The sequence below is a fragment of the Pseudomonas sp. BTN1 genome (genome assembly GCF_001907715.1).
GTDB classification, from domain to species: Bacteria; Pseudomonadota; Gammaproteobacteria; order Pseudomonadales; family Pseudomonadaceae; genus Aquipseudomonas; species Aquipseudomonas paracarnis.
Map to the genome: position 1 here is coordinate 48311 of NZ_MPBM01000019.1, position 20888 is coordinate 69198.

Annotated in this window: 21 protein-coding genes; 6 read left to right on the top strand and 15 right to left on the bottom strand. The window is 60.5% G+C overall.

The features are described 5' to 3' along the window. Positions 1–50 precede the first annotated feature (50 nt). From BMH52_RS07855 to BMH52_RS07865, 3 genes are read left to right on the top strand one after another with little or no spacing between them, the layout of a single operon-like run. Entirely contained in the window at positions 51–1058 is a 1008-nt protein-coding gene (locus BMH52_RS07855) for a methionine ABC transporter ATP-binding protein (RefSeq protein WP_014716332.1), read from the top strand. After that, complete coding sequence (locus BMH52_RS07860) at positions 1058–1732, top strand: methionine ABC transporter permease (RefSeq protein WP_003187354.1); 675 nt, start codon at positions 1058–1060, stop codon at positions 1730–1732. The genes BMH52_RS07855 and BMH52_RS07860 overlap by 1 nt, the downstream gene beginning before the upstream one ends. A gap of 51 nt (positions 1733–1783) precedes the next feature. Further along, a complete protein-coding gene (locus BMH52_RS07865) occupies positions 1784–2554 on the top strand; it encodes a MetQ/NlpA family ABC transporter substrate-binding protein (RefSeq protein WP_073843326.1) in 771 nt (256 codons plus the stop codon). 129 nt (positions 2555–2683) lie between these two features. On the opposite strand, the gene BMH52_RS07870 is transcribed toward BMH52_RS07865, so the two are convergent. From BMH52_RS07870 to BMH52_RS07890, 5 genes are read right to left on the bottom strand one after another with little or no spacing between them, the layout of a single operon-like run. Then, positions 2684–3319 carry an SCO family protein gene (locus BMH52_RS07870; RefSeq protein WP_072435320.1) on the bottom strand — a complete coding sequence of 212 codons (636 nt, stop codon included), beginning with the start codon at positions 3317–3319 and terminating at the stop codon, positions 2684–2686. Beyond that, a complete protein-coding gene (cyoE, locus tag BMH52_RS07875) occupies positions 3316–4215 on the bottom strand; it encodes a heme o synthase (protein WP_072435319.1) in 900 nt (299 codons plus the stop codon). Before cyoE ends, BMH52_RS07870 begins: the two co-directional genes overlap by 4 nt. Next, positions 4203–5282, bottom strand: coding sequence for a heme A synthase (locus tag BMH52_RS07880; RefSeq protein ID WP_014716328.1), 1080 nt, complete (start codon positions 5280–5282; stop codon positions 4203–4205). Before BMH52_RS07880 ends, cyoE begins: the two co-directional genes overlap by 13 nt. A gap of 10 nt (positions 5283–5292) precedes the next feature. Then, the gene (locus BMH52_RS07885; protein WP_014716327.1) at positions 5293–5877 is read right to left on the bottom strand and encodes a hypothetical protein; all 585 of its coding nucleotides are present in this window, start codon (positions 5875–5877) and stop codon (positions 5293–5295) included. Continuing rightward, entirely contained in the window at positions 5843–6607 is a 765-nt protein-coding gene (locus tag BMH52_RS07890; RefSeq protein WP_032872186.1) for an SURF1 family protein, read from the bottom strand. Before BMH52_RS07890 ends, BMH52_RS07885 begins: the two co-directional genes overlap by 35 nt. 31 nt (positions 6608–6638) lie before the next feature. Here BMH52_RS07890 and BMH52_RS07895 point away from each other — a divergent pair, with 31 nt between their 5' ends. Further along, a complete protein-coding gene (locus BMH52_RS07895; protein ID WP_003187345.1) occupies positions 6639–6842 on the top strand; it encodes a twin transmembrane helix small protein in 204 nt (67 codons plus the stop codon). A 6-nt stretch (positions 6843–6848) separates the two neighbouring features. Here the strand turns inward: BMH52_RS07895 and BMH52_RS07900 are convergent, their stop codons facing one another. The 4 genes from BMH52_RS07900 to coxB all read right to left on the bottom strand — a co-directional run bounded on the left by BMH52_RS07900 (position 6849) and on the right by coxB (position 11228). Continuing rightward, on the bottom strand, positions 6849–7736 hold the full coding sequence (locus BMH52_RS07900) for a cytochrome c oxidase subunit 3 (protein ID WP_003187344.1): 888 nt from the start codon (positions 7734–7736) through the stop codon (positions 6849–6851). A gap of 35 nt (positions 7737–7771) precedes the next feature. Then, the gene (locus BMH52_RS07905; protein ID WP_003187340.1) at positions 7772–8323 is read right to left on the bottom strand and encodes a cytochrome c oxidase assembly protein; all 552 of its coding nucleotides are present in this window, start codon (positions 8321–8323) and stop codon (positions 7772–7774) included. A gap of 135 nt (positions 8324–8458) precedes the next feature. Continuing rightward, complete coding sequence (ctaD, locus tag BMH52_RS07910) at positions 8459–10042, bottom strand: cytochrome c oxidase subunit I (RefSeq protein ID WP_003187339.1); 1584 nt, start codon at positions 10040–10042, stop codon at positions 8459–8461. 58 nt (positions 10043–10100) lie between these two features. Next, positions 10101–11228, bottom strand: coding sequence for a cytochrome c oxidase subunit II (coxB, locus tag BMH52_RS07915; protein WP_014716323.1), 1128 nt, complete (start codon positions 11226–11228; stop codon positions 10101–10103). 369 nt (positions 11229–11597) lie between these two features. Here coxB and BMH52_RS07920 point away from each other — a divergent pair, with 369 nt between their 5' ends. Then, positions 11598–12245, top strand: coding sequence for a hypothetical protein (locus BMH52_RS07920; RefSeq protein ID WP_003187334.1), 648 nt, complete (start codon positions 11598–11600; stop codon positions 12243–12245). 67 nt (positions 12246–12312) lie between these two features. Here the strand turns inward: BMH52_RS07920 and BMH52_RS07925 are convergent, their stop codons facing one another. The 6 genes from BMH52_RS07925 to BMH52_RS07950 form a co-directional block, all read right to left on the bottom strand. Further along, entirely contained in the window at positions 12313–13854 is a 1542-nt protein-coding gene (locus BMH52_RS07925; RefSeq protein ID WP_014716321.1) for a SulP family inorganic anion transporter, read from the bottom strand. 85 nt (positions 13855–13939) lie between these two features. After that, entirely contained in the window at positions 13940–14671 is a 732-nt protein-coding gene (locus BMH52_RS07930) for a carbonic anhydrase (protein ID WP_073843328.1), read from the bottom strand. A gap of 228 nt (positions 14672–14899) precedes the next feature. Further along, positions 14900–15958, bottom strand: a complete 1059-nt coding sequence (locus tag BMH52_RS07935) for a PA0069 family radical SAM protein (RefSeq protein WP_073843330.1) — start codon at positions 15956–15958, stop codon at positions 14900–14902. A gap of 82 nt (positions 15959–16040) precedes the next feature. Then, complete coding sequence (locus BMH52_RS07940; protein ID WP_014716319.1) at positions 16041–17339, bottom strand: cytochrome c; 1299 nt, start codon at positions 17337–17339, stop codon at positions 16041–16043. A 12-nt stretch (positions 17340–17351) separates the two neighbouring features. Next, positions 17352–19136 (bottom strand): GMC family oxidoreductase, encoded by a 1785-nt coding sequence (locus tag BMH52_RS07945; protein ID WP_014716318.1) that lies wholly within the window; start codon positions 19134–19136, stop codon positions 17352–17354. Positions 19137–19138: 2 nt separating this feature from the next. Beyond that, a complete protein-coding gene (locus BMH52_RS07950) occupies positions 19139–19891 on the bottom strand; it encodes a gluconate 2-dehydrogenase subunit 3 family protein (protein ID WP_003187325.1) in 753 nt (250 codons plus the stop codon). Positions 19892–20166: 275 nt separating this feature from the next. Between BMH52_RS07950 and BMH52_RS07955 the strand changes: the two genes are divergently transcribed. Further along, the gene (locus BMH52_RS07955; RefSeq protein WP_073843332.1) at positions 20167–20817 is read left to right on the top strand and encodes a dual specificity protein phosphatase family protein; all 651 of its coding nucleotides are present in this window, start codon (positions 20167–20169) and stop codon (positions 20815–20817) included. The last annotated feature ends 71 nt before the right edge of the window (positions 20818–20888 follow it).

The window sequence follows — 20888 nt, forward strand, 5'->3', positions numbered from 1 at the left end:
GCCCGGCTAACCGCTGATCCCTTTTCAATGCGCCCCACAAGGTTCGCTACGTGATCGAGTTTCAAAACGTCCATAAAACCTACCGCGTCGCCGGTAAGGATATCCCCGCCCTGCACCCCACCAGCCTGCGCGTCGCCAACGGCCAGGTGTTCGGCCTGATTGGCCACTCGGGTGCGGGTAAAAGCACACTGCTGCGCCTGATCAACCGCCTGGAAGAACCCAGCGGCGGGCAGATCACGGTCGACGGTGAAGAAGTCACCGCCCTGGATGCCAACGGCCTGCGCCGCTTCCGTCAGCAGGTCGGGATGATCTTCCAGCACTTCAACTTGCTGGCGTCCAAGACCGTGGCCGACAACGTCGCGCTGCCGCTGACGCTCGCCGGTGAACTGTCGCGCAAGGAAATCGACCAACGTGTGGCTGAGCTGCTCGCCCGCGTCGGCTTGTCGGACCACGCCAAGAAGTACCCGGCGCAGTTGTCCGGCGGCCAGAAACAGCGCGTCGGCATCGCCCGAGCCCTGGCGACCAAGCCAAAAATCCTGCTTTGTGACGAAGCCACCAGCGCCCTCGACCCGCAAACCACGGCGTCGGTCCTGCAACTGCTGGCCGAGATCAACCGCGAGTTGAACCTGACCATCGTGTTGATCACCCATGAAATGGACGTGATCCGCCGCGTATGCGACCAGGTCGCCGTCATGGACGCCGGGGTGATCGTCGAGCAAGGCTCGGTGGCCGACGTGTTCCTGCACCCCAAGCACCCGACCACCAAGCGCTTCGTACAAGAAGCCGAACAGGTGGACGAAGGCGAGCAGCGCGACGACTTTGCCCATGTGCCAGGCCGTATCGTGCGCCTGACGTTCCAAGGGGACGCGACCTACGCGCCACTGTTGGGTACCGTCGCACGGGAAACCGGTGTGGACTACAGCATTCTTGCCGGTCGTATCGACCGCATCAAAGACATCCCTTACGGGCAACTGACCCTCGCCGTCACCGGCGGTGACATGGAAGCTGCGTTTGCACGCTTCACCGCCGCAGACGTTCACATGGAGGTGCTGCGCTGATGGACGTGTTCCTGAGTTTCTTCGCCAATATCGACTGGTCTGAAATCTGGCTCGCCACCGGCGACACTATGACCATGCTGTTCGGCTCGCTGTTCTTCACCGTGCTGCTGGGCCTGCCTCTGGGCGTGCTGTTGTTCCTGACCAGCCCGCGCCAGCTGTTCGAACAAAAAGGCCTGTACGCGCTGTTGTCGCTGATCGTGAATATCTTGCGCTCGCTGCCGTTCATCATTCTGTTGATCGTGATGATTCCGTTCACGGTACTGATCACCGGCACGTCGCTGGGTGTTGCCGGTGCGATCCCACCGTTGGTCGTCGGCGCTACGCCATTCTTTGCGCGCCTGGTGGAAACCGCACTGCGCGAAGTGGACCGTGGCATCATCGAAGCCACCCAGGCCATGGGCGCCACCACCCGCCAGATCATCACCAATGCCCTATTGCCCGAGGCCCGCCCTGGCATCTTCGCGGCGATTACGGTGACGGCTATTACACTGGTTTCCTACACCGCGATGGCTGGCGTGGTCGGTGCTGGCGGCCTGGGCGACCTGGCAATCCGTTTTGGCTACCAGCGCTTCCAGACCGATGTGATGGTGGTCACTGTGGTGATGCTGTTGATTCTGGTGCAAATTCTGCAAACCGTCGGCGACCGGCTGGTGGTGCACTTTTCTCGTAAATAACGGCCATTGCCGGCGCGCAGCCGGCAGATGCCCGAACAAGGAGCTTGCTGGATGAAAAAACTACTGGTTGCCTTCGCCGCCGTGGCTGCGTTTTCCGCCCACGCCGAGACCATTACGGTCGCTGCTTCGCCGGTGCCTCACGCCGAAATCCTCGAATTCGTGAAGCCTGCCCTGGCCAAAGAAGGCGTGGACCTGAACGTCAAAGTCTTCACCGACTACGTGCAGCCGAACGTACAGGTGGCTGAAAAGCGCCTGGATGCCAACTTCTTCCAGCACCAGCCGTACCTGGATGAATTCAACAAGGCCAAAGGCACTCACCTGGTGAGCGTCGGCGCCGTGCACCTGGAACCCCTGGGCGCTTACTCCAGCAAGTACAAGAAGCTCGAAGACCTGCCAAGCGGCGCCAACGTGGTGATCCCGAACGACGCCACCAACGGCGGCCGTGCGCTGTTGCTGCTGGCCAAGAACGGCCTGATCACCCTGAAGGACCCGACCAACATCCTGTCGACCATCAAGGACATCACCGGCAACGATAAAAACCTGAAATTCCGTGAACTGGAAGCCGCTACCTTGCCGCGCGTGCTGACCCAGGTCGATCTGGCGCTGATCAACACCAACTACGCCCTGGAAGCCAAGCTGGACCCATCCAAGGATGCCCTGGTGATCGAAGGCAACGACTCGCCTTACGTGAACATCCTGGTGACCCGCGAAGACAACAAGGATGCAGACGCGGTGAAGAAGCTGGTTGCAGCCTTGCACACGCCTGAAGTGAAGAAATTCATCGAAGAGAAGTACAAAGGCGCGATCAAGCCAGCGTTCTGATCTCTCCTGATCTGATCGTTCCCACGCTCTGCGTGGGAACGCCTCTTGTGACGCTCTGGGTCACGCTTGGGGACGCAGAGCGCCCCTAACTGCATTCCCACGCTCAGCGTTGGAACGATCATCAGGTGCTCACTTGCGCTGTAGCAACCCCGGCAACTGCGCCACCAGCTTCTGGTTGTTCAACGGCGCACGAATAAACCCACGCTGGGTACCATCCGGGCCGATCAGTGCGAGGTTACCGCTGTGGTCGACGGTGTAGTTCGGCTTGTTGGTATCCGCCGGAATGAAGGGAATGCTCACCGCATTCGAAACCTTCTGTACATCCTCCACATTCGCGCCAGTCAGGCCTTGGAACTGTGGGTCGAAGTAACCCAGGTACTGCTTGAGCTGCGCCGGGGTATCGCGGTTCGGATCGACGCTCACCAGGATCACCTGCAACTTATCCACAGCCTCTTTGGGCAGTTCGCTCTTGATCTGGCGAAGCTGGGCGAGGGTGGTCGGGCAGATATCCGGGCAGAAGGTGTAACCGAAAAACAGCAGGCTCCACTTGTCCTTCAACTCATTGACCACCACCGGCTGACCTTCCTGGTCAGTCATGGTCACCGCTGGCAACTGGCGGCTTTGCGGCAGCAGAATGATGCCGGCGTCGATCAGCGCAGTGGGGTCGCCCTGGCCTTTGCCCGAGAGCACTTTGTTGACGGTCAGGCCCATGATCAACGCCACCAGGGCCACGAGGATGAAGACGGTTTTTTGAGTTCGAGTCATAGGTTCAACAATAAGTAGTGGTCTACGAGCAGGGCGATAAACAGCAGCAGCAAGTACCAGATAGAGTACTTGAACGTGTTGATCGCCGCGTGCGGCTGGCTGCCACGGTACAACACCCAGGCCCATTGCAGAAAGCGCGCCCCCAATACCAGCGCAAAGCCCAAGTAGAGCAGCCCGCTCATGTGGATAACGTAGGGCATCAGGCTTACCGCCAGCAGGGCGAAGGTGTACAGCAGGATATGCACCTTGGTGTAGTGCTCGCCATGGGTGACCGGCAGCATCGGGATGTCGGCCTTGGCGTATTCCTCTTTGCGGTGAATAGCCAGGGCCCAGAAGTGTGGCGGAGTCCAGGCGAAGATGATCAGCACCAGCAGCAAGGGTTCGGCACTCACATGCCCAGTGACAGCCACCCAACCCAGCAGCGGTGGCGCCGCACCGGCCAGACCGCCGATGACAATATTCTGCGGCGTCGCTCGCTTGAGAAAGCCGGTGTAGATCACCGCATAACCCAGCAGCGAAGCCAAGGTCAGCCAGGCCGCCAGCGGGTTGGTAAACGCCAATAGCAGAGCCAATCCTGCAATCGCCAGGAACAACGCAAACGCTAACGCCGCCATCGGCGAGACACGCCCCTCAGCCATCGGCCGCTTGTGCGTGCGCGCCATCACGGCATCAATCCGTCGATCCACTACATGATTGACCGCCGCCGCGCCGCCGGCACACAGGGCAATGCCGAGGTTGCCGAACACCAGCACTGTCCAGGGCACACCGGCGCGGGTGGCAAGGAACATGCCCACCAGCGAAGTGATCAGCATCAGCACCACCACTTTGGGCTTGGTCAGCTCCAAATAGTCACGCCAGATCGCCCGGTCGCGACGTGCGCCGATCACGGTCGCCATGGCAGTTCTCCTTTAAGGGTGATCAGACCTGACACCTGCTTGCGCGGGATAAAACGCCAGCCAAACAGGCGCGGGTGTCGCACCCGAACCAGGCTGGTGCGCGCGTGATAATTGACCAGCACCAGCGTCATCAACAACGTTGCCCCGCCAGCGTTGTGCGCGACCGCCACCGGCAGCGGCAGGCCGAACGCCACATTGCTCACCCCCAGGCAGATCTGCGCGGCCAGGGCGATCAACAACAAGCCGGCCAGGCGCGTCATCCCCACTGCCCGCAGTTGCCAGGCCAAACCGAGCAGCACCAGCGTGACCAGCACGGCGCCGATGCGATGCGTCAGGTGGATGGCGGTGCGCGCTTCGCTGTCGAGCTGGCCCCCCAGGTAATTGGGGCCGATGTGCTGGGTCAGGTGAAAACCATTGGCGAAGTCCGCTGCCGGCCACCATTGGCCGTGGCAGGTGGGCAAATCGACACAGGCCACCGCGGCGTAGTTGGAACTGACCCAGCCGCCCAGGGCGATCTGCCCGATCACCAGCACCAGGCCCGCCGTCGCCCAATATTGTAGGCGCTTGGGCACGACCAGCGCCGGTAGTACGCCGGACAGCCGCAGGGTCAGCAGAAACAGCAGGCTCAAGGTCGCAAAGCCGCCCAAAAGATGCCCTGTGACCACTTGCGGCCAGAGCTTCAAGGTCACGGTCCACATGCCAAACGCCGCTTGGGCGAACACCACCGTCAGCAGGAACAGCGGCAGCTTCACCGGCTGGCCCGGATCGCGTCGATGACGCCACGAACGCGCCGCCAGCAGCGCGATCAACAGGCCCAGGCTGCCCGCGAAGTAGCGATGGGTCATCTCGGCCCAGCCTTTGTCGGCCTCCACCGGCGTGTCGGGAAAGTGCAACTCGGCATGAGCCAGTTGGGCTTCGCTTTGCGGCACGCTGATAAAGCCATAGCAGCCCGGCCAGTCCGGACAGCCGAGGCCGGCGTGGGTCAGGCGGGTATAAGCACCGAGCAGCACGACAAACAACGCCAGTAACGTGGCAAACAGCGCGAGGCGAAATCCAGGCTTGGCCATGAGGGTGCCCTTATCCGATGTTCGACAGTTTCAGCAGCAGGCGCAGATCGTTGAGCAAGTCCTTGCCCTTGACCTTGGCGTCGTAGCGCAGCACCAGATTGCCGTGGGGGTCGACGATCCACAATTGCGCATCGCCAGGCGCGGCAGCGTTCCTGGTAAAGGTCGACACATCCAGCGGGTAGCGCTGCAGCTGTGGATATTCGGCTTTGAGCTTGGCCTCGTATTCGCCGCTCAACGGTTGCGCACCCGCCAGGGCATGGCTGGCACGGGATGCATCACGGCCAAGGCTGATCTGCAGCTGACGCGCCAGGTAGACCAGTTGCTGGCAATTGGCAGCACAGGCGGTGGGGGCGGTGACCAGCAGTTGCCAGCGCTGTTCATCGGCCTGCACGCCGATGTCGGCGCGGGTCTGGCCGTTGCCAATCAGTTCGCCGTGATAGCTGCGGCTGTCCGGCACCCAGAACTGCAATTTGTACATGAAGGTGGCCAGCACCATCGGGCCGATCACCATCATCAGGATCAAAATCAGCTGCCAGCGCCCCTTGCGCCGATCAGGCGTGTCAGATGTGCTGGGTGGATTCATGACCGCTCCCATGGGGCTTCTCCTTTTTGTTATGCCATCCGAGGTAGAGGTAAAGCGCCAGCAACGCCATGGCCATGGCGAACCATTGCACAGCGTAGGCCAGGTGTTTTTCCGGGCCCATGGCGACCACAGGCCAGCTGGTTTCGTAGGTACCGGGGCCCGCTTCGGCACGCAGCTCATAGGCAAAGCCACTGCGCCCCAGTTCGCCCCACAGGGCGGCAGGGTGCAGCGCGGTCAGCAGGCGCGGCCATTGCGTGCTGGCCGGGTCGGCATGCAGTTGGAAGGTCTCGCCGGGGGCGACGTACACCCAGGCGTCGAGGTTCAGCGTCTGTTCAGGGGTTGTAAAGGCGGGCGCGATACGCCGGTCCGGCCAGGGCAGCCAGCCGCGATTGAGCAACAGCCACAGGCCGCTGGCCTGGTCATGAAAGGGTTGCAGCAACTCGACACCGGCCTTGCCGTCACGCATGCGGTTATCCAGCAATACGCTGTGTGCACCATCCAGTTGCCCGCGAAGGTGAACGCGACGGAAGGCTGGATCAGCCATGTCATTGAGCTGAGCACTGCTGACCGGCTCGGCGGCGCGGCGCTCGGCATAACGGTCTACCAACAGTTGCTTTTCGTGCCCGCGGGACAATTGCCAAAACCCCAGGCCCACCATCAACGGCAGCAACACCAGTACCACCAGCGTCGGCGCGATGCCCGGGCGAAAGCGTTGCATGGCACTGGCTATACTCGATCTCATCGCCCCTCCCCAATTAGCCCGGAGCCAGACCATGCTCAAAGCCGCCATTGCCCTGATGCTGATCGCGACCGTCGTGAGCCTGTTCAGTGGCTTGTTCTTCTTGGTCAAGGACGAGGGCAACTCCAACCGCCTCGTCACTGCCTTGACCGTGCGTGTCACCCTGGCCGTGATCACCGTGGGCTTGATCGCCTGGGGCTTTTTCAGCGGCCAATTGGTCTCTCATGCGCCGTGGTAAGCCGCGTCAGAGCACATAGACAAAGAAAAACAGCCCGATCCACACCACGTCCACAAAGTGCCAATACCAACTGGCCGCCTCAAAACCGAACTGGTGCTCGGCATTGAAATGCCCGCGCAGGATACGCATCAGCATCACAAACAGAATGATGGTGCCGATGGTCACGTGGGCGCCGTGAAAGCCCGTGAGCATGAAGAACGTCGCGCCGTACACCCCCGAACCCAAGGTAAGGCCCAACTCTTTGTAGGCGTGGATGTATTCCTCGGCCTGGAACCCGAGAAAGGCCAAGCCCAGCAGCACGGTGATCGCCAGCCAGAGTTTCAGCGCACCACGATGGCCTTTGCGCAGGGCATGGTGGGCAATGGTGATGGTTACGCTGGAACTCACCAGCAGGATGGTGTTCACCAATGGCAGGCCCCAGGGGCTGATGGTGCCTTTGGGCGCAGGGTAGAGCTTGGGGTCGGGGTTGTTCAGCAGGGGCCAGGCAAACTCAAAGTTCGGCCACAGCATGTGCGCAATGCCCTTGGGCCCCTCGCCCGCCAACCAAGGCCCGGCCCAGACACGCACGTAGAACAGCGCACCAAAAAAGGCGATGAAGAACATCACCTCCGAAAAGATGAACCAGGTCATGCCCCAGCGGAACGAGCGGTCCATCTGCGCGCTGTACAGCCCGGCGCGACTTTCCTTGATCACCGCGCCAAACCAGCCAAACAGCATATAGGCCAGCAACAAACCGCCGACGAAAAAGATCCACGGCCCGTGGGATTCGGGCCGCGCGGCCTTCAAGTCGTTGAACCACACGGCCAGGCCATACACGGTGACCAGCAGGCCAATCGTGGCAATTATTGGCCATTTGCTTTGCGCTGGTACGTAGTACGTATCATGAGTCGACATGTATTCGCTCTCCTGATTGAGGGGGCAAACAGTAGCTAGCCCCCGGTCCTGACGGCCACGGGCGGCTGGCGCGCAGTGATATCGAACAGCGTGTACGCCAGGGTCAAATGCTTCACATCCTTGGGCATCGCGCGGTCGACGATGAAACGTACGGGCATCTCAATGCGCTCACCGGGCTGCAACACTTGCTGGGTGAAGCAGAAGCATTCGGTCTTGTGGAAGTACATCGCCGCTTCGGCCGGGGAAATGCTGGGTATCGCCTGGGCTGTCATCGGCTTATCGGTGGGGTTGTAGGCCACGAACAGCATCTCGTTGACTGCACCGGGGTTGACCACAATCTCATCGGCCTTGGAGTGGAATTCCCAGACCATGTCGATGGCGTTGGTGGACAGAAACTGCACCCGCACCTGGCGCGAGGGGTCAACCATTTGCTCACCCTCGTACTGCCCGGCGGTCTTGCCGTTGATGCCGAACGCCTTGCACATCACGTCGTAGATCGGCACCAGGGCGAAGCCAAAGGCGAACATCGCCAGCACCAGGATCAGCAGGCGGGTGACCAGGCGCTTGAGCGGGACGGAGTCAGCCATGGCGCCCACCTGGCTTTGGACTTTCTGTGGGAGCTGGCTTGCCTGCGATGAGGGCCTGGGGGTTGGTAGATTCAGCGCCTGACCTACCGCCATCGCGGGCAAGCCCGCTCCCACAGGGGGAGTATAGGGAGGGCTTCATTTGACCTCCGGCGGCGTGGTGAAGGTGTGATACGGCGCGGGTGAGGGCACGCTCCATTCCAGGCCCTCGGCGCCATCCCACGGCTTGGCCGGCGCAGGCGGGCCGCCACGGATGCACTTGATGACAATGAACAGGAAGAAGATCTGCGTGGCGCCAAACATGAAGGCACCAATGGACGAGACCATATTGAAGTCAGCGAACTGCAGGTTGTAGTCCGGCACTCGGCGCGGCATACCGGCCAGCCCCACAAAGTGCATGGGGAAGAACGCCATGTTCATGCCCACGAAAGACAACCAGAAGTGCAGCTTGCCCAAGGTTTCGTCGTACATATGGCCGGTCCATTTCGGCAGCCAGTAGTAGGCAGAAGCGAAGATCCCGAAGATCGCGCCGGGCACCAGTACGTAATGGAAATGCGCCACCACAAAGTAGGTGTCGTGGTACTGGAAGTCCGCCGGCGCAATCGCCAGCATCAGCCCGGAGAAGCCGCCGATGGTGAACAGGATCACAAAGGCCACCGCAAACAACATCGGCGTCTCGAACGTCAGTGAGCCTTGCCACATGGTGCTGACCCAGTTGAACACCTTTACGCCCGTGGGCACGGCAATCAGCAGGGTGGCGTACATGAAGAACAGCTCACCCACCAGCGGAATGCCCACCACGAACATGTGGTGCGCCCACACGATGAACGACAGGAACGCGATGCTCGCGGTGGCGTAGACCATCGAGGTGTAACCGAACAGCGGCTTGCGCGAGAAGGTAGGGATGATCGAGCTGACGGCGCCAAAGGCCGGCAGGATCATGATGTACACCTCGGGATGCCCGAAGAACCAGAACACGTGCTGGAACAGCACCGGATCACCACCACCGGCCGCACTGAAGAAGCTGGTGCCAAAGTGAATGTCCATCAGCATCATGGTCACGCAGCCCGCCAATACCGGCATCACCGCGATCAGCAGGAATGCGGTGATCAGCCAGGTCCACACGAACAGCGGCATTTTCATCAGGGTCATGCCCGGCGCACGCAGGTTGAGGATGGTGGCGACCACGTTGATCGCGCCCATGATCGAACTGATGCCCATCAGGTGGATGGCAAAGATAAAGAACGTCACGCTTTCCGGCGCATAAGTGGTAGAGAGCGGGGCGTAGAAGGTCCAGCCGAAATTCGGCCCGCCGCCGGGCGTGAACAAGGTGGACACCAGCAACAGGAACGCCGCCGGCAACAGCCAGAAGCTGAAATTGTTCATGCGCGGCAGGGCCATGTCCGGCGCGCCGATCATCAACGGGATCATCCAGTTGGCCAGGCCAACAAACGCCGGCATCACCGCGCCGAATACCATGATCAACCCGTGCATGGTGGTCATCTGGTTGAAGAACGCCGGCTGCACGATCTGAAGGCCCGGCTGGAACAACTCGGCGCGGATCACCATGGCGAACGAGCCGCCGAGCAGGAACATGGTGAAGGCGAACCACAGGTACATGGTGCCGATGTCTTTGTGGTTGGTGGTCAGCACCCAGCGCATCAAGCCTTTGGCGGGGCCGTGGGCGTGGTCGGCATGACCGTGGTCGATCACAGTGCTCATGGCCGTTCTCCTGCAAGCGAGTGAGCGGGACGATTCAGGGCATTGGCAATGAAAGTCGTCATTTGCTTTGGGCCTGTTTCAGAGCCAGCACGTCTTTGGGCGTGACCATGTCGCCTTTGTTATTGCCCCAGGCGTTACGCTCATAGGTCACCACAGCGGCGATATCCACTTCAGAGAGCTGCTTGCCGAAGGCTGCCATCGCGGTGCCGGGCTTGCCGTGATACACGATGCTCAGATGGTCTTTGGCCGGCCCGGTGGCGATTTTCGAGCCCTTGAGCGCTGGGAACATCGGTGGCAAGCCTTGGCCCTCGGCCTGGTGACAGGCCACGCAAGTGGTGTGATAGACCTTGTCGCCACGTGCCACCAGTTCGTCCAGTGTCCATTCCTTGGAGGTCAACTCCTTGAGCTTGGCGGCCTCCTCCTTACGCTCGCCCAGCCAGGTGTCGTAGTCAGCCTTGGACTTGACCTCCACCACGATGGGCATGAAGCCATGGTCCTTGCCACACAGTTCGGCGCACTGGCCACGGTAGATGCCGGGCTTCTCGACGCGGGTCCAGGCCTCGTTGACGAAGCCGGGGATGGCGTCGCGCTTGACCGCAAAGGCCGGCACCCACCAGGAATGGATCACATCGGCGGCGGTCACTAGAAAGCGCACCTTGGCGCCCACCGGCAATACCAGCGGCTGGTCGACTTCCAACAGGTAGTGCTCACCCTTGGTGGCCTGGTTATGGATCTGCTCGGCGGGGGTGGCCAGGTTGCTGAAGAACTCCACATCCTGACCCAGGTATTTGTAGTGCCACTTCCACTGATAGCCGGTGACCTGGATATCGATATCCGACTCACTGCTGTCGTAGATGTTGATCAGGGTCTTGGTGGCCGGAATAGCCATGGCCACCAGGATCAGCAAGGGCACCACGGTCCAGAGGATTTCCACGGTGGTGCTTTCGTGAAACTTGGCCGCTACCTGGCCCGTGGACCGACGGTGCAGGATCATCGACCAGAACATCGCGCCAAACACGACGATGCCGATCACCACACAGATCCAGAAAATGGTCATGTGCAGGTCAAACACAGCGTGGCTGACTTCAGTAGCCCCTGGCGCCATATTCGTAGTCCAGGCGGCGTGCGCCTGGCCGAATACCGACCACAACAGGAGGCCCATCCAAACGTGTGGATGTCGCGTCATTGCGGGTTCCCCTTTATGTTTCTTGTTATCCCGCCGGTTTGCACCTGCGGCGAAGGGAGCGGCTTCCATACTGCTTACAACCGCCAAGCCTTGCCTGCGTCATGCAGTTGGGCGTCATCAGCTAATTGCGTACAAAATCGAGTATAGACAGCCGTAGCAACCCCGCAATGTGTGGGGGCAAATGAATAGAAACAGACAGACGGAGCCCGTAAAATAGGCAGCGGAATCGTTTATCCGACGAACGATGGCATTTCGATATAACCCCTGCCTATAACCATGAAATAATTATGACAAATGCGTCTTAGGCGCTCGTATAAACGAACTACCTTATCTTCTCCCTTTTCCTACGCCTGCTTCACTGGAGCCCTCATGAACACCGCCGCATTGCGCGAGCAGATTTCCCGTGCCCATCAACACGAAGCCAGCACCGGCCAGCTCGTCAGCCAGCTGAAAAAACAAGTGCCGCACCTGCATTCGTCCATCGCCCTGGCTGACGGTGATCGCAACATGGTCATGACCCGTTTTGTGACCGCTTACATCGACCTGGTTCCTGATTTGCTCGACGCCGCCAATGACGTGGCCCGTGAGGCCGGGATTGAAAGCCAGATCAAACCGGTACTGAAAATCGCTGAACATTTCTTCCTGCAGCCGCCAGCGATTCTGGCCGGCCACGACGGCCTTGATGGCCTGCTGGATGAGGCCTACCTGGCGCATCGCCTGGTCGAAGAAGTAAACGATCTGTATATCAAGCATTTTGGCCAGCCGTTGATTCCAGCGGATACCACCGTGGCCAACGTGATCGCCCATCAACTGATCGGTGAAGACTTCGCCAATCAATTGGATGAAGCCGTGCACCTGGCGGTGGATGAGATGCTTAACGAGGAAAGCTTTGCGCTGGAGTCGGTCGAGGCCTATCGCGAACAGCTCAAGAGCCCGCAGACCGAAGCGTCCTGGAAGCGCTGGCCATGCCTGTCGCGCCAGCTTGGGGTTGAGCTGTCGCTGGATCAGCCTGCGTAGACTTCAGATCCGATAGGGATCCAATGTGGGAGCCGGGCAAGCCCGGCTCCCACAGTTTTTTGAGGGGTCAGGCAGGCGCTGAGCCGATCCCCACTGTCGTTCGCACCCGACCTTCCAGCCGACGCTTCAACCCACGCGCCTCGATCACCAACGTCGAGCCCTTGGCCGCGTTGGCCCGGCCCCATTCTTCCAGCAACTCCAGGCAAGAGTGGTCGATGTAACTCAAGTTGCTCAACGGCACATGCAGGGTGGTCCCCGCAGGCACCGCCGACAAAACCTGAGTCAACGCCGGCACCTTCAGAAAGGTCGCCGCCCCCGTCAAACGCAGCTCCATCTCACCTTCCTGGGGCAGGTCGATCAGGCTGACTTTCAGGCGCGAGGCCTTGAAGGCCAACTTGAGCAATGTGAGCCCGAAGCCCACCAGCACGCCGGTCAGCAAATCGGTAAAGATGATTGCAAGCGCGGTGGCCGCATAGGTGAACATCGGCATCCGCCCATAGCGCCCCAGCGCCTTGAACGCCTTGACGTCTACCAGCTTGATCCCGGTGTATACCAGCACACCCGCCAGGCTCGCGACCGGAATGCTCTGCAGCACGCTCGACAGCAAAAGCACGAAACCCAGCAACCACAGGCCATGGAACATCGCCGACAGACGCGTGGTAGCACCAGCCTGGACGTTAGCCGAGCTGCGTACGATCACGCCGGTCATTGGCAATGCACCCACCAGGCCGCAGAGCATGTTGCCCACGCCTTGGGCCGACAATTCCTTGTCGAAATCTGAACGTTGACCACTGTGCATGCGGTCCACCGCTGCGGCAGACAGCAGGGTTTCGGCACTGGCAATAAACGCCACGGCGAATGCCGCGATCAAAAGCTGTGGATCTGCCAGGTTCAGCAGGTCGCTGGGGCGCAGCCAGTCGATAGCGTCCGCCAGGTTTTCCGGGACTTCCACTCGCTTGACCTGCAACGCCAGCACTAGGCTGGCGACAGTGGCCAGGCCCACGCCAAGCAACGCGCCAGGCACAAACCGCAGTTGTTGCGGGCGGAATTTGTCCCACAGGTACATCACCAACATCGTCGACAGGCCGAGTACGCCAGCCTGCCAGCCGAGGCCGCCGCCGAAGGTAGGAATCGCTTCAGCCAGCGCTGCCGGGAAGCCTGCGAGGTTATCCAGCCCTGACGGCTTGGGCGCGCCGTCGAGCATCACATGGATCTGCGACAGCACGATCAACACGCCAATACCGGCCAACATGCCGTAGACCACCGCCGGCGCGGTGACGCGAAACCAGCAGCCCAGGCGTAAACGCCCGGCCACCAATTGCAGGAAGCCGGCCAGCAACAGGATCGGCCCCAGCATCAGCATGCCGTGCTGGCGCACCAGTTCGAACACCAGTACCGCCAGACCCGCCGCCGGGCCGCTGACTTGCAGCGGCGAGCCGGCCAGCCAGCCCACCACCAAGCCGCCGATGATGCCAGTGATCAGGCCTTTGGCCGGCGGCATGCCGGACGCAATCGCGATGCCCATGCACAGTGGCAAGGCGACCAGAAAAACAACCACCGAGGCGAGCAGCTCCCGTGGCAATACAGCTTTCAATTGAGCAGCACGCATGATGACTCTCCCGAGGCATTCGCCGGGCGCGGTAAAGCCTGGCTGCATCCATGGCAGCCACCGCATTACCCGGCAGGGAAGTGTTTTAGAAGCGCGCTTTAGGCGTCGCTGAAGGGATCGGCTCGGTGCCGTTCAGCGGTCGGAACGCCGCTTTTTCCGCATCGTAGGCCCGGATTTCGCTGGTCTCGATGTTGTAGATCCAACCATGGATAAACAAATGACCATTGGCCATGCGCGAAGCCACGGAAGGGTGGGTGCGCAAATGTTGCAGTTGGGCGATAACGTTTTCTTCGGTCAGCACCGCCATGCTCTCGCCTTCGTTGGCGCAGTCGCAGTTGTCATGGACCATTGTCTTGGCGACCTCGGCGTGACGCAACCAGGCCTTGACCGTTGGCATCTTCTCCAGGCTGTCGGGGTTGAGCACCGCACGCATGGCGCCGCAGTCCGAATGCCCGCACACGATGATGTGCTGTACGCCAAGGGCGAGCACCGCGTACTCGATGGCCGTGGAAACACCACCGTTCATCTGGCCGTAAGGCGGCACCACGTTACCGACGTTACGGGTCACGAACAGGTCGCCTGGGGAGCTTTGGGTAATCAGCTCGGGCACGATGCGCGAGTCGGCGCAGGTGATGAACATCGCCCGTGGGCTCTGGGCGGTGGCGAGTTTCTTGAAGAGTTCTTCCTGCTGGGGGAAGACGTCGTGATGGAAATGCAAAAAGCCGTCAACGATATGCTGCAGCGCTGCATCGGCGGATTCCGCCACCTGAGGGGCTGAAGCCGACGCAGCCAACGGCTGTTTATCCTTGTCACTCATGATTCATCCTCTTGATCAATGCAGGGGAGGGTTCAGGTCAGTTCGACGCCATGGCGGTGAAATAGTTGTAAAACAAGCACCGGCCAGGCCGCCGACTCATCAGTCACTCGCTGAACAAGGTAACCGTCGAAACTTAACTCAAACTGAATGAACCGCTCTAGAACGCGGGTTTCAGTGATGTCAAAACGCGACTATTCCTACAGCAAAGGTGCACGTCTCTCCATCAGTCTACAACAAAGTCATCTGCCTGCCCGGTGGGCAAAACACCGTGCAATCGAGGTTGAACCCTTCCCGCCGATTCAGCCCCAGGCGCTTGATTGCCTTGCTGAAACGCTGCGCCAGCAAATCGGCAAACGGCCCCTCACCACGCATGCGCACGCCAAACCGGCTGTCATACACCTCACCCCCGCGCACCTGGCGCACCAGGCTCATCACATGGGCCGCACGCTGGGGGTAATGGGCCGCCAACCACTCCTCGAATAACGGCGCCACCTCCAACGGCAGGCGCAGCATCATATACGCCGCGCTTTGTGCGCCGGCCGCGTGAGCTTCGGTAAGCAGGCTCTCCAGCTCGCTGTCGTTGATCATCGGGATCATTGGCGAGCACAGCACGCCCACCGGGATACCCGCGTCGCGCATTACCCGAATCGCCCGCAGCCGTGCCTTGGGCGCTGCGGTGCGCGGTTCCAAGATGCGCTTGAGCTCATCGTCCAGGCTGGTGAGGCTGATCATCACCGCCACCAGGCGCTGGCGGGCCAACTCGGTCAGCAGGTCGAGGTCGCGCAGGATCAGCGAGCCCTTGGTGATGATCGTCACTGGGTGGCGGTAGCGCAGCAGGACTTGAAGGGTTTGCCGGGTGATCCGGTATTCGCGCTCGATTGGCTGGTACGGATCGGTATTGGAGCCCAGGTTGATCGGCGCACACACGTAGCCCGGCTTCGACAACTGCTGTTCCAGCACATCGGCCGCGTTGCTCTTGGCAATCAATCTGGTTTCAAAGTCCAGCCCGGGCGACATGTCCCAATAGGCGTGGCTTGGCCGTGCATAGCAGTAGATGCAACCATGTTCACAACCGCGATACGGATTGATGGACCGATCAAACGGCAAGTCCGGGGAGGTGTTGCGGGTGATGATGGTCTTGGCCGTTTCGATACGCACTTCGGTGCCTTGGGTCGGCGGCACTTCCTGGTACCAACCGTCGTCCTCGGCCACGCTGACGGTGGGTGCAAAGCGATTGTGCAGGTTAGTGGCCGTACCCCGGCCACGGGGCGGCAGCGCAGTAGACATGAAAACGCCTCGATACTGTTTTTATATACAGTATCGAGGCGCGAAGCTTCTGACCAGTGCCGTTGGGCGGCCAGCGAACTTATCAGTGCTTTTGCGTCACCTGCCCCAGGTCATCGCCCGAGGTGGTGTGCAGATCGTTTTTGCGCAGATCCGCCACATCGCTCGCCTTGACCGGTGCGCCCTGGTTGCCCCAACTGCCACGGATAAAACTGACCACATCCGCCACTTCCTGGTCCGACAGACGCCAGGCAAACGCCGGCATGGTGAAGGTTGACGGCGCCGCATGGGTGGCCGGCAAGGTGCCGCCGTTCAACACAATGTTGATCAACGACGTGGCATCTGCCGTCTGCAGCACCGGGTTGCCCGCCAGCGCCGGGAATACCCGCGTATAGCCATGGCCGTCGGTACGGTGGCAGGCCGCGCAGTTGTCGATATACACCGACGCACCCGGCTTGCTGTCGTCCCCCTTCCACAACGCTTGCGCTACCTGCTTGTCGTACTGGTGCGGCTGATCCTTGGGATCGACCGCCGGCAGGCTCTTGAGGTAACGGGCGATGGCGGTCAGGTCATCTTCCGACATGTACTGCATGCTGTGCACGACCACATCACTCATGCCGCCGAATACCGCGCTGCGGTCGCTGCGACCGGTCTTGAGGAACTGCACCAACTGCTCCTCGCTCCAGCTGCCGAGACCGTCCTTGTGGTCGCCGCGCAGGCTTTTGGCAATCCAGCCTTCCAACGGCGCACTGCCAGAGAGGAAGGCGCTGCCGTCCGTGGCACTCAGGGCTTTTTCCTGCATGGTCAGGGCACGCGGCGTATGGCAGGCGCCGCAATGTCCGAGACCTTCCACCAGGTAGGCACCGCGATCGATCACCGGGTCGGCAGCGGCTTGCGGCTGATGCGCCTCGACTGCCGGGGCAAACATCCAGCGCCAGGCCGCCAACGGCCAACGCATGCTCAGGGGCCAGGGAATATCGCTGTCCTTGTTTTCCTGGGCGACCGGTTCGACCCCCTTCATGAAGTACGCATACAACGCTTGCATATCGCTGTCGCTGACGCGCGCGTAAGACGGGTAGGGCATCGCCGGGTAAAGCGTACTACCGTTCTTGGCGACGCCATGGCGCACGGCCTTGTCGAAATCCTCGAAGCTGTAGTCGCCCAGGCCGGTCTTGTCCGGGGTGATGTTGGTGGAATAGATCACGCCAATCGGTGTTTCCATCGGCAGGCCGCCAGCGAAGGGCTTGCCACCCTTGGCGGTATGGCAGGCAACACAGTCGCCGGCGCGCGCCAGGTATTCACCCTGTTTGATCAGATCGGTTTCGGCAGCGCTGATCGAGCAGCTGCTGAACAGCGCCAGGGAGGCAATAACGAATGCTTTCATGGTCATCGCTCCTTATGCCTGAACCAGTGGGCCGGGGTTTTTGAGGTACTGCTCGCGAATCGCGCGAGCCGACCAATAGGTCAACGCTGCCACCAGGCCGGTAGGGTTGTAGCCCAAGCCTTGTGGGAAAGCGGAAGCACCAGGGACGAAGACGTTGTGCACATCCCAGCTCTGCAAGTAGCGGTTCAACGCACTGGTTTTCGGGTCGGTACCCATGATCGCGCCACCGTTGAGGTGGGTGGTCTGGTAGGAGGCGGTATTGAAATGCTCACCGACCTTTTTACCCAGCACGGCGATGGCCTTGGGGTTCATGGCCTGGGCCACTTTGCCCATTTTTTCCATCATGAAGCGGTTCATCTTGATGTCGTTTTCTTGCCAGTCGAAGGTCATGCGCAGCAGCGGCAGGCCGTAGGCATCGCGGTAAACCGGGTCCAGATCCAGGTAGTTGCTCCGGTAGGACTGATGGGCACCGTGGGAATCCATTGAGACTTGATGGGTGTAGTAATCGGCGGTGGCGCGCTTCCAGGCACTGCCCCACGCCGGCGTGCCCGGCGGGTTGGACGTACCGGCAATCGGCCGGCTGCCCGCCTGGTTGACCCACATCGGCGACCCCCCCACAAAGCCATGGGGGCCATGGTCAAAGTTGTCGGCGTTGAAGTCGTCGATGGCCACGCCATTGCCGCCCGCGCCGATAAAGTTGTTGGTGTGGGTGTCCTTGTCGAAGAACGCCTTGATGGTGCCCATGTTCTGGTAGGCGAAGTTGCGGCCTACCACACCCTCGTTGGTAATCGGGTCGTAGGGCTTGCCGATGCCCGACAGCAGCATCAGGCGCACGTTATGGAACTGGAATGCGCCAAGAATCACCAGGTCGGCCGGTTGTTCACATTCGCGGCCCTGGGCGTCGATGTAGGTCACGCCGGTGGCTTTCTTCTTGGTGCTGTCGAGGTTGACCTTGAGCACGTGGGAATTGGGCCGCAGCTCGAAGTTGGGCACCTGGCGCAAGGCCGGCAGGATGTTCACGTTTGGCGATGCTTTGGAATACATGTAGCACACGTAGCCACTGCAAAAACCGCAGAAGTTGCACGGGCCCATCTGCGCACCGTAGGGGTTGGTGTACGGCCCCGACGTGTTGGCCGAAGGCAGGTTGTAAGGTTTGTAACCTACGTCGGTCGCCGCTTTCTGAAACAGCTGGGCGGAGACGGTATTTTTCTGCGCCGCAAGCGGAAACGGGTTGGATCGATCCGGCGCGTAGGGGTTGCCGCCACGGCCTTCGCCGACCAGTTGGCCCTTGACCGTCCAGGCTTGCCCGGAGGTGCCAAAGACTTTTTCCGCATAATCGAAAAACGGCTCCAGCTCTTCATAGCTGACGCCGAAGTCCTGGATGGTCATGTCCTTGGGAATGAAGTTCTTCCCGTAGCGCTCTTCGTAATGGCTGCGCATGCGCAGCTCAATTGGATCAACGCGAAAATGCACGCCCGACCAGTGCAGCCCCGCACCACCAACGCCATTACCCGGCAAGAACGCGCCCAACTGACGATTGGGCAGGGCGACGTCATTCACGCTGTGGCGAATGGTCACCGTTTCTTTGGAGATGTCCTGGAACAGCTTCTTACGCACGCTGTAGGTCAATTCGTCGATGACCTGGGGATAGTTGCCGTCTGGATAAGTGTCCTGCATCGGGCCGCGCTCCAGCGCTACCACGTTGAGGCCCGCTTCTGTCAGCTCTTTGGCCATGATCGCGCCCGTCCAGCCGAAGCCCACAATCACTGCATCCACTTTCTTCATGATGGTCGCCACGTTTACGCCCTCTCGCCGCGAATGGAAACAGCCGGGAAGGGGTATTGCTCGTTGCGTTCCACCCAATCCATGAAATCGGCGCGGGCGCCGGGGAAGCCGATCATGGTCCAGCCGACCATGCCTTTATTACCGCCGTGGATAGGGTCGCAGAAGAAGCCTTCCTTGGTGTTTTGCAGCAAAAGGTTGAAGAACATCTTGGGCGGCACCGCGTCGAAGTGCGCCGCCACTTCGCTGCCGCCAGCCTCCAGACGCCTAAGCATATCGTCTCGGGTAGCGCTGTCTTGCGCAGCAAAAGCTTTACCGTTGAACGCTTTCGACCAGGCATCCGTCGCAGCAATACCCAGGCGATAGATCTCCTTGGGCACCAATTTGCTCTGCCAGCCCATCTCCGGCGCCGCATCGGCGTTGAACGGGCCTTGCATGAACCACAGGGCGCCACTGGCGTAAGGGGTGTTCATCTGGCGGTCGATGTATTCCGGCGCGCCAGCCTCCAAGGCACCGGGTCCCTGGGCGTCAGCGGGAATCAAGCGCTCGACGGCGGCGTTGATAAACGCCCATTCCTCGGCCGTGAAATAGCTTGGCTCGTAGGCTTTGTCGCTGACCGCGGGTTTGGCCGGCTCGGCCTGGGCCGGTTCCGGAGTGGCCATCAACATCGAACCGCCAAGGCCGGTGCTGGCAACCGTGACCACCGGGATCAAGGTCAAGGATTTGCGTAAAAAGTCACGCCGGGGGTTGTCTTGATCTTGATCAGACATGGGTACACCTCATCATGTGGTCACGGGTTTATCCGCCGCTTCTGGGAGCAGCGTGAAGGCTTTGCCGCTAATTGGATCCAAGCAGACACAGCACAATGGCAAACATTAGTTACAAATGATAGCAGGCTAAGAATTCAGAGGCGTCAATTCGGCGACAAAAACACCGGATCAGATAGCAAGTATCACGATTCTTTGACGCGAACCTCACGCCTTATTGACCCGCCGTGAGTGAGTCTGTGGCCCATCAACCACTTCCTCGCTCGGTCACAACGTTCATGTTCAACACACGCATACTGCTCGCTCTCGGCCTGGCGCTCATGAGCCTGCTCAACACCGTACAAGCCGATGAGGCTGCGTCGATCCGCTCGCCGGAATGGGCCCAGCCGGTGGGTAACCAATACAACCTGCATCAAATGACACCCACGCTCTATCGCAGTGCATTGCCGGACGAGCGTGCGCTGCCGCTGTTGCACACGCTCAAGATCGCTACGGTCATCAACTTCCTGCCGGAATCTGATGCGCAGTGGCTCCAATCATCTGATATCAAACAGGTGCAGTTGAGTTATCGCACCAACCACGTCGACGATGCCGACGTGCTGGCGGCGATCAGGGCGATTCAGGCAGCAGAGGCCGATGGCCCGGTGTTGATGCATTGCAAGCACGGCGCCGACCGCACCGGCCTGATGGCAGCGATGTATCGGGTGGTGGTTCAAGGGTGGAGCAAGGAGGACGCGCTGAACGAAATGACCTTGGGCGGCTTTGGCAGCAGCAATGGTTTCAAGGACGGCGTTCGCTACATGATAAAAGCTGATGTCGACAAGTTGCGTACAGCTTTAGCAAATGGGGATTGCAGCACCAGCGCGTTTGCGTTGTGCTCAATGAAAGACTGGATCACCACAACGGGCCAGGCAGAGAAACAACTGTAGGAGCGAGCTTGCTCGCGAAAAACTCAACAGCGCCGCGCTTATCCAGGATAGCGCGCGTTATCGTTAACGTT

What these genes read in the sequence shown, in the direction of transcription:
- BMH52_RS07895 (WP_003187345.1), top strand. Translation starts at nt 6,639, where the DNA reads ATGCTCAAAGCCGCCATTGCCCTGATGCTGATCGCGACCGTCGTGAGC.
- BMH52_RS07940 (WP_014716319.1), bottom strand. Translation starts at nt 17,339, where the DNA reads ATGAAAGCATTCGTTATTGCCTCCCTGGCGCTGTTCAGCAGCTGCTCG.
- BMH52_RS07870 (WP_072435320.1), bottom strand. Translation starts at nt 3,319, where the DNA reads ATGACTCGAACTCAAAAAACCGTCTTCATCCTCGTGGCCCTGGTGGCG.
- BMH52_RS07880 (WP_014716328.1), bottom strand. Translation starts at nt 5,282, where the DNA reads ATGGCCAAGCCTGGATTTCGCCTCGCGCTGTTTGCCACGTTACTGGCG.
- BMH52_RS07905 (WP_003187340.1), bottom strand. Translation starts at nt 8,323, where the DNA reads ATGGCTGACTCCGTCCCGCTCAAGCGCCTGGTCACCCGCCTGCTGATC.
- BMH52_RS07900 (WP_003187344.1), bottom strand. Translation starts at nt 7,736, where the DNA reads ATGTCGACTCATGATACGTACTACGTACCAGCGCAAAGCAAATGGCCA.
- ctaD (WP_003187339.1), bottom strand. Translation starts at nt 10,042, where the DNA reads ATGAGCACTGTGATCGACCACGGTCATGCCGACCACGCCCACGGCCCC.
- BMH52_RS07955 (WP_073843332.1), top strand. Translation starts at nt 20,167, where the DNA reads ATGTTCAACACACGCATACTGCTCGCTCTCGGCCTGGCGCTCATGAGC.
- BMH52_RS07860 (WP_003187354.1), top strand. Translation starts at nt 1,058, where the DNA reads ATGGACGTGTTCCTGAGTTTCTTCGCCAATATCGACTGGTCTGAAATC.
- BMH52_RS07950 (WP_003187325.1), bottom strand. Translation starts at nt 19,891, where the DNA reads ATGTCTGATCAAGATCAAGACAACCCCCGGCGTGACTTTTTACGCAAA.
- BMH52_RS07865 (WP_073843326.1), top strand. Translation starts at nt 1,784, where the DNA reads ATGAAAAAACTACTGGTTGCCTTCGCCGCCGTGGCTGCGTTTTCCGCC.
- cyoE (WP_072435319.1), bottom strand. Translation starts at nt 4,215, where the DNA reads ATGGCGACCGTGATCGGCGCACGTCGCGACCGGGCGATCTGGCGTGAC.
- BMH52_RS07920 (WP_003187334.1), top strand. Translation starts at nt 11,598, where the DNA reads ATGAACACCGCCGCATTGCGCGAGCAGATTTCCCGTGCCCATCAACAC.
- BMH52_RS07925 (WP_014716321.1), bottom strand. Translation starts at nt 13,854, where the DNA reads ATGCGTGCTGCTCAATTGAAAGCTGTATTGCCACGGGAGCTGCTCGCC.
- BMH52_RS07930 (WP_073843328.1), bottom strand. Translation starts at nt 14,671, where the DNA reads ATGAGTGACAAGGATAAACAGCCGTTGGCTGCGTCGGCTTCAGCCCCT.
- BMH52_RS07935 (WP_073843330.1), bottom strand. Translation starts at nt 15,958, where the DNA reads ATGTCTACTGCGCTGCCGCCCCGTGGCCGGGGTACGGCCACTAACCTG.
- BMH52_RS07885 (WP_014716327.1), bottom strand. Translation starts at nt 5,877, where the DNA reads ATGGGAGCGGTCATGAATCCACCCAGCACATCTGACACGCCTGATCGG.
- coxB (WP_014716323.1), bottom strand. Translation starts at nt 11,228, where the DNA reads ATGACGCGACATCCACACGTTTGGATGGGCCTCCTGTTGTGGTCGGTA.
- BMH52_RS07890 (WP_032872186.1), bottom strand. Translation starts at nt 6,607, where the DNA reads ATGAGATCGAGTATAGCCAGTGCCATGCAACGCTTTCGCCCGGGCATC.